The organism is Nitratidesulfovibrio sp. D1, assembly GCF_051133415.1.
Lineage (GTDB): Bacteria > Desulfobacterota > Desulfovibrionia > Desulfovibrionales > Desulfovibrionaceae > Cupidesulfovibrio.
In genome coordinates this window covers 258808-272115 of the sequence record NZ_JBPGNZ010000003.1, presented here as the reverse complement: position 1 = coordinate 272115, position 13308 = coordinate 258808, and the positions used below count along the sequence as shown (strand labels likewise).

General features: G+C 61.6%; 8 protein-coding genes. 7 read left to right on the top strand and 1 reads right to left on the bottom strand.

The window, feature by feature from the left end; translation table 11 throughout:
* The first annotated feature begins 314 nt into the window (after positions 1 to 314).
* The 6 genes from ACR4XJ_RS06840 (at position 315) to ACR4XJ_RS06815 (ending at position 9508) form a co-directional block, all read left to right on the top strand.
* A complete protein-coding gene (locus ACR4XJ_RS06840) occupies positions 315 to 1541 on the top strand; it encodes a radical SAM protein (protein WP_434754517.1) in 1227 nt (408 codons plus the stop codon).
* Between the two features lie 8 nt (positions 1542 to 1549).
* Positions 1550 to 2866, top strand: a complete 1317-nt coding sequence (locus tag ACR4XJ_RS06835) for a UDP-glucose dehydrogenase family protein (RefSeq protein WP_434754516.1) — start codon at positions 1550 to 1552, stop codon at positions 2864 to 2866.
* 16 nt (positions 2867 to 2882) lie between these two features.
* Positions 2883 to 3731, top strand: coding sequence for a class I SAM-dependent methyltransferase (locus ACR4XJ_RS06830; RefSeq protein ID WP_434754515.1), 849 nt, complete (start codon positions 2883 to 2885; stop codon positions 3729 to 3731).
* 37 nt (positions 3732 to 3768) lie between these two features.
* Positions 3769 to 6819: an FkbM family methyltransferase gene (locus tag ACR4XJ_RS06825; protein WP_434754514.1), complete on the top strand. Its 3051-nt coding sequence runs from the start codon at positions 3769 to 3771 to the stop codon at positions 6817 to 6819.
* Positions 6820 to 7062: 243 nt separating this feature from the next.
* Positions 7063 to 8652: a CgeB family protein gene (locus tag ACR4XJ_RS06820; protein ID WP_434754513.1), complete on the top strand. Its 1590-nt coding sequence runs from the start codon at positions 7063 to 7065 to the stop codon at positions 8650 to 8652.
* Positions 8653 to 8722: 70 nt separating this feature from the next.
* Positions 8723 to 9508 carry an FkbM family methyltransferase gene (locus tag ACR4XJ_RS06815; protein WP_434754512.1) on the top strand — a complete coding sequence of 262 codons (786 nt, stop codon included), beginning with the start codon at positions 8723 to 8725 and terminating at the stop codon, positions 9506 to 9508.
* A 195-nt stretch (positions 9509 to 9703) separates the two neighbouring features.
* On the opposite strand, the gene ACR4XJ_RS06810 is transcribed toward ACR4XJ_RS06815, so the two are convergent.
* Entirely contained in the window at positions 9704 to 11800 is a 2097-nt protein-coding gene (locus tag ACR4XJ_RS06810) for a glycosyltransferase (protein WP_434754511.1), read from the bottom strand.
* A gap of 307 nt (positions 11801 to 12107) precedes the next feature.
* On the opposite strand from ACR4XJ_RS06810, the gene ACR4XJ_RS06805 reads away from it, so the two are divergent.
* Complete coding sequence (locus ACR4XJ_RS06805) at positions 12108 to 13220, top strand: CDP-glycerol glycerophosphotransferase family protein (RefSeq protein WP_434754510.1); 1113 nt, start codon at positions 12108 to 12110, stop codon at positions 13218 to 13220.
* Positions 13221 to 13308: the final 88 nt, after the last annotated feature.

Here is a 13308-nt window from a genome sequence, read left to right as displayed (position 1 = left end):
CGCTCGACACGCGACGAGAGTGAAACGGTGCCCTCTCAACACATACTGACCGTCGCGCCGCATAATGCGCCACTCTCCGCCGTTGGGACGACAAAAACGCCACTCGGCGGTTCGAACATCGTCATAGTTCTGACAAGATGCCTTCGCGCCTCTCCCCGTTCCCGACCACAAGAGGCATAACCGGCTTTATGGTAATGCAATGTCTTCTGCTATCAGTGCCCGCAACCTTCCCGTTGTCCCTCCATTATGGGTACCCGACCGACCACCCCACACCTTGGCATAAAAATAGCAGAGAGGTGACTGCGGAGGCAACTATGACCACACTTCCACCGATCACACGGTTAAAAGATATCACCGCCAAGCCCGGCGAATGGACAACCCAGAAACGCTGGAACCCGTTCAACAGTTACAAGCTGCTGGTACATGTCGACCGCTGGCGCAAAATACGACGAGGCAGGTCTGTTCCCGCCCCGGTCCTTATCACCGTTGATCCGACGAACATCTGCAACTTCGATTGCGCGTGGTGCAACGCCGAATATATTCGCAAACACCGCAACCTAAGGCTTTCGCGCCATACCCTGAACGGCCTTGCCGACTTTCTGCCCAGATGGGGAACAAGTCCCAACCCCGATGACGTTGGGGTAAAAGCCATTTGTGTTGCGGGTGGGGGCGAACCCCTGCTGAACCCCGACACCGGCGAATTTGTGGATCGGGTGGTAGCCAACGGCGTGGAAGTCGGCATGGTTACCAACGGCTCGCGCATTGCCGACTTTGTTGATCCTTTGTCGCAGTGCACATGGGTTGGTGTTTCCGTTGATGCGGGCACCCCCGCGACGTTCAATGCGCTGAAGGGTCTCAAGCCGGAATCCCGCACCTTCGAGAAGGTCATAGAAAACATTGCCCTGCTCGCGGACTATTCCCGCCGCCACAATACCCAGCTTGGCAAAAAGCACCCCTCGTACGGGTTGAACTACAAGTTCCTGCTCTACCGCGAGAACATCGCCGACGTATTCGAAGCCGCCCGACTGGCCAAAGAAATCGGCTGCAAAAGCATCCATTTCCGGCCCGCCGGGACTCCTTGGGATAAAATCGGCACGCCAGATGAAATAGTCTTCACCCCCGAAGAAGTTGAACTGTTCAACGAACAGATAGCCATGGCTCAGGAACTGGACGACGAGAATTTCGGTGTCTTCGGCGTCACCCACAAGTTCAACGACCAGTTCGGCCGGTCCAACTGCTTCGACAAATGCTACTCGCTGTTCATGACCGCTGTCATTGCGCCGCCCAGTAACAAACAGGCCCCGGAAGACGCCTTTGTTATGGGGTTGTGCTGCGACAGGCGGGGCGACTCGAAGCTAGAGCTGTTGACCGACTGCGAGGATGTAAACGAGATCGGCAGGGTGTGGGGTGGCAGACGCCACTGGCGAATGCACGACGCCATCGACATCGTCACAGAATGCCCGCGCTGCACCTACCAGCCGCACAACCAGATATATGAACAGGTCATCCTGAATGACAGCATGACCCATAAATTCATCTAGAGCCCGCAATGAACATCTCCTTCATCGGACTCGGCAAACTGGGTTTGTGCTCTGCCGCATGTTTCGCCGCCAAGGGGCACAACGTCATCGGCGTGGACAATAACGAAACAGTTATCCGGCAGCTTGCGGCTGGTCATTGCCCCATCGACGAAACCGGCCTGCCGGAACTGCTCGAAAAAGCGCGCCCCAACATGCACTTCACCATGGACCACGCCAAAGCGGTACGCGGGTCCGAGGCCACACTGATCATCGTACCCACGCCAAGCAAGGCAGACGGCGCATTTACCAACGAGTACGTGGAACAGGTACTGCGCCAGCTTGCCCCTGCTTTGCGTGAAAAACAGGGCTTCCACATCGTGAACGTGGTTTCCACGATCATGCCCACTTCGTGCGAAATCGTTTTCCGGCCATTGCTGGAAGAACTTACGGGCAAAATTTGCGGCCAGGATTTCGGTCTGGTCTACAACCCGGAGTTCATAGCCCTCGGATCGGTCATCCACAATTTCCTGAACCCGGACATGGTGCTCATCGGCGCGTCGGATGTGCGCTCGGGGGCTGCCATTCGCGAACTGTACGCGTCCATGGTCGACAGTTCTCCGGCATATGCGGTCATGAGTCTGACCAATGCGGAAATCACCAAACTGTCCCTCAATTGCTTCGTGACCATGAAGGTCAGCTTCGCCAACGAACTTGCCGCAGTGTGCGAGCGGGTGCCTGGCGCGGATGTGGATGTTGTGACCTCGGCCATAGGCGCGGATACGCGCGTGGGCGGCAAGTACCTGAAAGGCGGGCTGGGTTTCGGCGGGCCGTGCTTTCCCCGCGACAATCTGGCCTTCCAGCGTGTTGCGGAGAAAGGGGGAATTAGCGTCCGGCTGAGTCCGGCGGTAGTGGGCATCAACCGTACCGTGGTGGAACGGCTGGAAAAAGCCGTGCGTGACGCGGTGCCTTCCGGCGGCACCGTGGCGCTACTGGGTCTTTCCTACAAAGCGGGCACCCACATCGTCGAAGAGGCGCAGCCGGTCATGCTCGCCGAACGCCTTCTGGCGCAAGGCTACCGCGTGCGCCTGCACGACCCGAAAGCTCTGCCGGGCCTTGCCGCCACCTTCGCCGGCAAGGCCGAACTGTGCGACGACCCGTACGCCGCCATGGCCGGTGCGCGATGCATCATGCTGCTGACGGATTGGCCCCAGTTTCACGATCTGGACTGGAACAGGGCGGAACGAAATGCCGGGGAAGATCCGGTGCTGGTGGACTGCTGGCGCCAGCTCAAAGGCAGGTCTTTCACGCGCTTCGCCTACGCAGCCATCGGACTCGGTCCCAAATAGCACGCAAGGAACCGCAATGAACGCAACAGCCAATGCATTCGCCGACAAGACGGTCGATGACGTCCGCAGCTACTGGAACAACCGGCCGTGCAATATCCGGCATTCTACCAAGGAAGTCGGCAGTCGCGAGTACTTCGACGAAGTCGAGGCGCGCAAATATTTCGTGGAACCGCATATCTCGCAGTTCGCCGAATTTGCCCGATGGAAAGGCAAGAGGGTTCTGGAGATCGGCTGCGGCATCGGCACGGACACCATGAACTTCGCCCGGGTCGGGGCCACGGTAACGGCGGTGGATCTGTCGGACGAATCGTTGCAGGTAGCGCGCAGGCGGGCGGAGGTCTTCGGGCTGCAAGACCGCATCACGTTCATTCAGGCCAACGCCGAGCGGCTTTCCGACTTCGTTCCGGTAGAAGCCTACGACCTTGTCTACTCATTCGGGGTCATCCACCACACGCCCCACCCTGAAAACGCGATCCGTGAAATCCGCAAATACATGGGGTCGCAAAGCGAATTTAAGATGATGGTCTACAATCGCTATTCGTGGAAGGTTCTCTGGATACTATTGAAATACGGCAAGGGCGCCTTTTGGCGACTCGACGAACTGGTTGCCAAGTATTCCGAGGCACAAACGGGCTGTCCTGTGACCTACAGTTACTCGCACAACAGCGTGAAGGAATTGCTGCAAGGGTTCACGGTCACGAAAGCCATGGCCGACCATATCTTTCCGTACTCCATTCCCGAGTACAAGCGCTATGAATACAAGAAGGTCTGGTACTTCGCCATGCTGCCGTATGGTGTATTCCGCATGCTGGAAAAGATGGCCGGATGGCACCTGTGCGTGGACGCGGCTCCGAGCCGACTGTGATTCTCCATCAACCAGGTACGTAACGGAGCACGCCACCATGCAACCCGCCGTTGATACCCCTGTGCAGATGATCGAAGCGCACCTGCTGTTGGGCACGAGAGTGAAAATCGATCCGAGCGCCACCCGGATAGGCGGTGCATGGCAAGGCAAAGACCCCGCCACGGGCATGCCGCGCCCATGGGACCCCGAAACTCTCCGATTCTTTTACGAGCAGACTGGTAGGGTTAAGAACCCTGTCATTTTGGACATCGGTGCAAACACCGGCATCTATTGCCTGCTTCCCGTGCTGAACCGGACAATCCGGGGCTACGCCTTCGAACCCAACCCCGAAGCCTACCGGATACTGAAAAACAACCTTGCGCTCAATGCACTGCAAAGCAATATCCAGACCGTTCCCGTAGCGCTCTCCGACAGAAAGGGCATCGCCAAACTCAAGATTCCCGCATCGGGAACGGACTCCGGCTTGGCGTGCCTTGGCAGTCCGCAACGGTTCGACGGCTGGCATGAAACATCGGTACCGATGGACACGCTGGACAACGTTGCGAAGTGGAAAAACATTTCCCGCGTCGACCTGATCAAGATAGATACCGAAGGATGCGAACTGCCCGTCCTGCTTGGCGGCGAGCAATTGATACGCAGCACGTTCCCGCGCATTCTGCTTGAGTTCGAGGAACGGAATACCGCCCAGTTCGGCTATCATCCGGACGAAATCGCGGAGTTGCTCACATCGTGGGGTTATACGTTCAGGAAGATATCCAGCAGCGATGCATTTTTCTACAAGGAAAACAGAGCGCTGGGCCGAAATGCGACGAACAGCCCATCCGCGCGCGCCACGACAAACGCCGGAACCGCCCGAAACGCCGTGGGGCACGCGGGCGCGGACAGCCACGCCAAGCCCGTCGAGGACATTTCGTCTTGCGACAGCATAAGCATGCAGGCGCGGGAAAAAACACTTGCGATCAACCCCGCCCCCCGGGGACGTTCCGCCATGAAATTGCGCGAAACCATTCCGGGCAGGACTCCGGGCCGAACAGCACAGGTCGACGCAACCGAGTGCGCGGCAAAGCCCCCCTTCGTACACTGGATCAAGGCGTTCTCCGCCATCCACCACCGACTCTACTACCGCGACCAATCCGCAGAGTCGCTGCAATCCCTGACCGAAGTCGTGCGACGTCACGACCCAACGGTCATCATCGAACTTGGCACACTGTCCGGATTGTCCTTGCGTACGTGGCTGCTGGCCACCCGAACAGCCCGCATCCATGCGGTGGACCTGAGCTTCAAGCCTCTTCGGGAGAGCTCCGAATTCTTTCCGATGGACCTTTCCCGCGTCACCCTGCACGAGCAGGACATCCTGACGCTCGATTTCCCCGCCCTGTGGAACGAAAACGACCGAGTGCTGCTTTTCGTGGACGCCCATGACCTTCCGGGCGCACCGATCATGGAGCATATGCTGCGAAATGCCCTGCCCATCCTGCCGCGCGGCAGCGTGGTGGTTGTCGACGACCTGTGGCATAGCCCAGAGCGGCTCACACACGCCACGGCGCAACATTATTTCAACGATGTATTGCTGTCAGAAATTGACGAATTGCAATGCTTCATCGGTCATTACGCCCCATACCGCGACAACGGATCCTTCATGGGATTCCTTGAAGTGGTTCCACTACTCGAATTCGTCAACGCGCGCGGCATCGACCTGCAATTCGCACCGGGCGGCAAACACGTGTGGTTCGAATGGGACGGCCAAACCCACGCCGCGCGTTGCCCCGCCCCCCTTGCGCGGGACGATGCCGAATGGGGTGCGGTCGAATACAACCCATTGCGCATCGACAGTCCTCACCCGGTCGTACAGCGTGTGCTGGCCGCCGCGGAACAACTCTACCGCCAAGGCAGGACCAGCGACGCCGCCACGCTGCTGAACGACCTGCTCAAGAAGGAGCCGAGCCCCGAGGCATGCCTGGCCCTTGCCACGTGCTTCGCTCGGCTCGGTGGGCTCATCGAAGCGCACGGTCTTGTTTCCGCCGCCGGAAGACTGAATGGCTCCAATGCGCGTATCGAACGGCTGCGGCGCGACCTTTCCCAACGACTGGGCATGGACGGACTGCGCAAGACCGGCAAGAAGGGGGTGACCATCTTCGCCATTCCCAAGCCGTTTACCGGGCACGCGGCGACAATCCAGAAAAACGCAATCCGCAGTTGGGCGCGACTGACGCCTCCCCCCGAGATCATTTTGTTCGGTGACGAAACTGGCATTGCAGAAATGGCCTGCGAAATCGGGGCGAGGCACGTGCCGGAAGTTACACGTAACGAATTCGGCACGCCACTGGTGGACGGCCTCTTCCGCGCGGCGACGCAACTGGCCGAAAACGACATCCTCGCCTACGTCAACGCAGACATCATCCTGTTTGACGATTTCATGGCCGGGGTCGAAAGGGTCGTGGCGTCTCACGAGGAGTTCCTTCTCGTGGGCAGGCGCTGGGATCTTTGTATTACCGAAGAGATCGATTTCAGCGCTTCCGGCTGGCGGGACACCCTGCGACAAACCATTGCAGCCGACGGCTTCCTTCACGCGGAAACGGGGCTTGATTACTTCGTGCATACCAGGGGGCTGTGGGCCGGCATGCCGCCGTTCGCCCTTGGCCGTTGCGCCTGGGACAACTGGCTCATGAAATGGCCCGTCGCCATGGGCAAGGCCGCCATCGACGCCACGGCATACATCACCGCCGTGCATCAGGATCACGGATACGCCCATGCCGGAAACAGGGCCAATGCTTTCACCGGGTTGGAAGCGCAGCGCAACAGGGCCATGGCCGGTTCCGTGCTTGGCTGGACCACCGATGCCCCTTACCATCTGACGCCCGAGGGAATGCTCGAACGGCGCCCCCTCTGCCCCCCCTGTTACGACAGCCCAGAGGCCAAGGCGGCGCGGGTGCGCTGGCTCGTCGTGCAGGCCGGAAAGCTGATAACCAAAGGGCATCGCGAGCTTGCCACCGTGAAATATGAAGAGGCCACTCAGTTGCAGCCCGGAAACGCGCGAATCGGCGAACTGCTGGCCGTCGCGCGCATGGAACTCGGGGCCACGCCATGAAGTTGGTCGCCTTGCAGATCAACCCCGTCGGCGACGGCCTTGCGGGGAGCAGGCAACGCGCCATCAACACGGTATGTCGCACCACGGAAAACAGCATCCGACTCTGCTGACTACCTGACTCGCCATCTGCGGCTACCCGCCTAACAATCTGCCATTATACGAGGAGTTAGTGGCGGGCTGCCCCCCATCCATTTTGCAATACCATCGTCCGGCCTTCCAGATCGGCAGTATAAGGGACTCATTATGGCGATTCGGATTCCCACCCGCGATCAAGCCTCCGCCCCCGAAAGGCCCCTCCTGCGCTTCATGCAGATCCATACCTTCTACCCACAATACCTCGCGGCGGTATACGGGCAGTATCCCCAACTGGCGCAGACGGACTTCGCATCGCAAACCCGGCTGCTTGAGCAGGACGGTTTTTCCGCAGTGCACTTGCTTGGGTTCCATATGGAACCGCTTGGCTACCGGAGCCAGGTCGTCATCGGTAACAACCTGCCGTCGCAATACGCTTGGGCCTTCGAGCATGGTCTTGCCCGGGGGCCTCGCCGAGCCCCTTCCCTCGAAGAAATCCTGATCGCGCAGGTCGAGGCATTCCAACCCGACGTGCTGTACCTTTCAGACCCCATCACCTACGATTCGCGATTCGTCAGGCGTCTGTCCCTCCGCCCCCGGCTAGTGCTGGGCTGGCGGGCCGCCAACGTTCCCGACAACTGGGACGCCAGCGAATTCGACGTAATGCTCTCCTGCCTGTCGGGCATGCGAAGCAGGGCGCTGGAACAAGGTGCGCGTGACGCCGTCCATTTCTACCCAGGCTTTCCACAACAATTTTCCGATGCAGTGCGACAGGTGCCCGCAAGCTACGACGTCTGCTTCTACGGGCAGGTCAACGGTAACCAGTACCCGGCGCGCATCAGCATGCTGCACAAGCTTGCCGAACTTTGCGTGCAAGATGGCCTCGCCCTGCGCATGCATCTAAGCGGACAGGTGGAAACTGCCACCCCGCTAACCCGAGCGGTTAACATCGGGCCGATATACGGCATGAACATGTATGCTGCGTTACGGTCGAGCCGGATGGTATTCGACGTGCGCGGCAGCATCGGCACAAAAGACAGACAAGGCAGCGTGCGGGACCTTGCGGGACGCGAAACGGCCAATATGCGGATATTCGAGGCGACGGGAGTCGGCACCTGCCTGCTTACCGAACAGTACGACAATCTGGACGAACTGTTCGAGCCCGACAGAGAAATCATCACCTATTCCTCGGAAAAGGAAATGATGGATAAGCTGCGGTATTACCTATCGCATGAAGAGGAACGGCAAGAAATCGCCTCTGCAGGCCTCGCCCGGTGCCAGCGCGATCATTCGATGGCCAGTCGCATCAGGGAGTTCGACACCCTCATCCGACGCAAGCTGCCGCACGCCAGCACCCAGGCTGAAGCCGTACCCCTGTCTATCCGACCGGCTCCGTTTGAGGCGGGCACCGTGCCTCCGCCGCGCGACATCGAGCGCATCGTCGCCAGTCTGGGGCGGCTCTCCGCCTCCGGCAGGATGCAGGACTCCGTGGCTACGCCGCTACTGCATCAGGCTATGGACCTTGCCGAGGCATTGCTGCTAGCTGGAAACCCGCAGCATGCGGCACACCTGCTGGCCGCCGCCAAAGCACTGGGGGTTGTCACACCCGGTTTGGACATCCTGCGGGCTAAGGCGTTTCTGACTCTCAGCCGGAAAGACGAAGCCCGCGCGGCGCTGGAGGAAGAACTGCGGCGTTCTCCGCACAACGAATACGCGCAAAAACTGCTTGCCCGTTTGGGCAACTCCGCCAGCAGACAGTGATACCCCGAAGCCATATCGGCGGGACTGCATGCAGCAACAGACGTTTCTCCGCAATAATTAAGGAAACACGATGATCCCGCTCTCTGCACAGTTGATCCAGATGCAATTCCAATCCCTCAAGCAGGCTCTGGACAACGACCGCTTCACCCCGAAGCGCATTTCCTGTCTGGACTACGAGATCGGCATCGTGGACGGCAAAAGCTTCGTCTACCAGTTCAGGGACATCTTCGTGGACCAAGTCTACCGCTTCGATGCCGGGACGGACGCCCCGGTTATCGTGGACTGCGGAGCCAACGTGGGGTTGAGTTGCCTGTATTTCAAACGCCTGTACCCCTTGGCTAAAATCGTCGCCTTTGAGGCGGACCGCAAGATCGCCCGCCACCTGGAGAGCAATCTGTCCAGAAACGGCGCGGCTGACGTGCGCGTACAGCAGGCGGCGTGCTGGGTGCATGCCCGGGGCGTGGATTTCCTGGCTGATGGCGCGGACGGAGGGCACATCGCCCCGACCCCGGGTGCCGAAGCCTCCGGAACAGGGGCGGCCAGCACCCCCAGCGTTCGCCTGCGGGACATGCTGGCCCGGATGCCCCGCATCCACATGCTCAAGATGGACATCGAGGGCGCGGAAACGGAAGTGCTGCCGGATTGCCGCGACGTGCTGGCTCGCGTGGACCACCTGTTCTTCGAGTACCATTCGTGGCTGGGCGTCCCCCAGTCGCTGGGGGAACTGCTCGCCCTGCTTCGGGACTGCGGATTCCGGTACTACATCCAGGATGTCGGCCCGCGTCATTCCCCCTTCGTGAACCGGGCCCTGCATGACGGCTTCGACATGCAGCTCAATGTATTCGCCTACCGCTGAACGACGGCCGGTAAAAACGTCCCGCAGCATCCCGCAGAGGTCGTGTGCAGCGTCAATTTCCGGGATGTCCCTAAGGCGCGGCCCCGCCACCGGGAAACCGCAAAAGAAACACCGCCCGCACCCCGAAAGGAGCGCGGGCGGATCGTTTTCATGAACCCGGCACGGGTCGGCCGGAAAACGGCTGGCTCTCGGAGTCTACCCCCGCCGCGCGGCCAGCAGTTCCTCGTACAGCGCGGCGTAAGCCCGCGCCTGATGCAGCAGGGTGAACCGCGAAAGCACGGTCTGGCGGCAGGCAAGGCGCATCCGCAGCATGGCCTCGGCGGGCAGGGCGCGCAGCGCGGCCACGGCGGCGGCCAGCCCCCGGCTGTCGCCGGTGGGGGCCAGGCGGCCGGTAACACCGTCCTCCACCATGTCCGGCACGCCCCCGGTGGCGAAACCGGCCACCGGCAGCCCGCAGGCCATGGCTTCCAGCACCACGTTGGGCAGGTTGTCCTCCAGCGACGGCATGAGCAGGCAGTCCGCCGCATTGCAGGCTAGCGCCACCTCACCCGGCATGTGCAGCACACCGAGGTGCTCCACCGGGACGGACAGGCGGCCGAAGTCCACGTTGCCCGTATGCCCAAAGGTCAACAGGCGGAATGGCGCGCCGCCCTCTGCCCGTAGCAATTCCAGCGCCGCCGCCAGTTCGGCGAAGCCTTTGCGCCGTGTTTGCAGGTTGTCCGCCCCGAAAAGCAGCACGAACTCATCCGGGCGCAGGCCCAGCGACTGGCGTATGGCCTGCCGGTTGAGCGGCCTAAAGACATCCGTGGGCACCCCGTTGGGGATCACGCGCACATCGGCCCGCCCGAGCAGCGAACTGCGGCGGACCTCCCCCGCCAGCCAGTTGCTGGGGCAGACCACGGTGATGTCCAATTCGCGGCAGGCGGTCTTCTTGCGGATCCACTGTTCCCGCGAAAGGTCTTTTTCGTCCGTCGAACCCAGTTGCGGACAGGCGCCGCAGTGCCGCTCGAAGCTCCGACAGTCTTCGGCGTAGTGGCAGCCGCCGGTGAAGGGGTTCATGTCGTGCAGCGTCCAGACCAGCGGCCGCCCACGCAGGAAGTCCACATCGCGGCAGATGTCCACTGTGCCCGATATCCAGTGCAGTTGGATGATGTCCGTAGCGTCCATGCCGGGAATTTCGGAAATGCGCGCCGGGGTCTCGCTTTCCGTAAATATCTCGCAATGCGCCGGGCTGCGGGGATAGGAGGTGGCCCTGGCCCGCCGCATGGCATACAGACGCGGCCACCCGCTGTGTTCCAGCGAGCCGTCGTCGCCGCTGGCCAGCGTGGTTTCGCCGTTGGCGGGAATGACGGCCACGCCCCTTTCCGGCGCACCGCTGTGCGCCACGTACAGGAACGACTCCACGTCGACGGCCAGCAGCCCCTGGTGAAGCCTGTTGGCCGCGCCGCCCGCACCACCCGTATGCTTCATGCAAAAGCCGACGACACGTGGGGCCCGCTCCGCCGCCTGCCGCGGCCTGCGCGCTTCCATGAACAACGAATCGGGTTTGCGCACGGCACCGTCCGGTTCCACGTCCAGCCCGTACCGGGCAAAATCCCTGATGGCGGATTCGTCCGCGCGCACGACATGCACGTCCTCGAACCCCGCCTCGCGCAGCAGGCGGGCCAGGGAATGCCGATCATACATCCACAGGTGGCATTCGCCCGACAGCCGGAAACGCCCCACGTCGTGCGCTCCTGGCCGCACCGGCACGCCGCCCTGCGTCCCGCGCACCGCGTCCATGCTCCTGCGGGCCTCCGCACCCACGCGGGACAGGATGAAGTCACGCGCAGGCACCGGATTGCGCCGCCAATGCTCCAGCATCTCGCCGCCGTGCACGTGGCGGGTCAACTGGTCCACCAGTTCGATCACCATCCATTCGTGGCGGTCGTCCGCGCCGGGCGCACCCTGCGCCACCTCTTCCAGCGCGCCAAGGTAGGCGCGAGCCGCTCCCTCAAGGTCGGGCACGGCCACCCGCAGGATACCACCGGGCCGCAGCACCCGCAGGCATTCGCACAGAAAGCCCGGCGCGCCCCGGCGGGGCATGTGCTCCAGCACATGCGAATGGTACACCGCGTCGAACAGGCCATCGGGAAAGGGCACCCCGTGGCGCAGGTCGTACCCCAGCACGTGCGGGGGGCGCGGGGCAAAATCCAGGTTCGTCCAGTCGGGGTGGAAGGTGCTTCCACAGCCAAGATTGAGCAGGCGGGCCATGCGTTCCTCGTCGTTCCTGTCGTTGTCGTGCGTTGGCATGATGGGCGCCGTACGCCACATAGGGCAACAGATGTCTATTGCACTTTCCAGGCCAATGTCTCCCATCGCCGCCCCCGCGGCAAGCCCCGCCCATGGTGCGTTCCCCCGATGGTTGCCTGTACCCCGGCGTCAACAAAACGACGAGGCACCCGGCACGCCGACACCATGCCTCGCACCATGTCCGCCCAGCGGGCAACGCCCCTTCCAAACCACGCCCGTCCGACCTATACTGCCGCAAATGCGTCGGCACCGCCCCTGGCCGCCCGCATCCCTTCCGCCCCCGCAGCCCGACAACAAAAGAGCCGCCATGACCAGCAGCAAGCCCCTTGTCCTCTTTGCCGGCCGTCTCGGCGGCATGCTCAACGTCAAATACAGCTACCTGCAGGCCCTGCGCGACGATTACGGCTTTGCCCCCTGCTTTGCTCCGCAGACCCACAACGACCTAGAATTGCTGCAAGCGGCCGGGCTGCCTTTCCTGCGCCGATGCACTGCGGACGACATTGCCCGGGCCGTGGCCATCGTGATCGAAAGTTTTCCCCACGAATCCGCCCTGGCCGACAGCCCTGTCGACAAAAGCCGCGTCCTGCAACTGTGGCACGGCATTCCACTCAAGAAGATCGGTTTTCCGGAAATAGCTTCTTCCGTGAACATGAACCCCGAAAAGACGCGCTACCTTGAGCAACAGTATTCCGGTTACGCAGCCGTACCCTCGACATCGCCATGGGTGACGGAAGAGCTGTTCTCCAAGGCATTCAAGGCCCGCGACTTTCCGGAACTGGGCTTCGCCCGCAACGATATCCTGATGCGCTCCGTCACGCAGCGCGACATGCTCGGCGTCGATGCCGCCATATACGCGCGGCTTGCCCGCCACCGCAGGGAAGGCGGAAGGGTCGTGGTGTACATGCCCACCTTCCGCGACACGGGCGGCAATTTCCTAGAAGACGGGGCCATGGACCCCATGCTGCTGGACAGGCTGTGCGCCCGGCACAACCTGATAATTCTGGCCAAGTTCCATCCTTACGTGCCCGTGGCATCCTTCTCGAAGCTGCAAAACTTCGTCATCTACGACAGCCACAAGGATATCTACGCCCTGCTCCCCCTCGCGGACGCGCTCGTCACGGACTACTCTTCCATCTACTTCGACTTCCTTATCACCGATAAGCCACTGATATTCTTTCCGTACGACAAGGAAAAATACCTCTCGAAAGACCGAGAGCTTTTCTACAACTATGAAGCCATGACGCCCGGGGTCCATGTCCGCACCCAGGACGCGCTTATGGAGGCCCTGCTGCGCACGTGCCTCGCCGGAGAAGACCCCCACGCCGAGGCCAGGCGCGCCCTGCGCGCCAAGGCCTTCGCCCGGATCGACGCGGAAGCGTCGCACCGGGTGTGCGGATACATCCGGGACCGGCTGCTGTAGCCCGGCAAACCGCATGAAAAAGGCCGCCATGCCCGCAGGGGCGTGGCGGCCTTCAGACGTTCGCGTCGACCGGTTGCGGCAAGGGGCG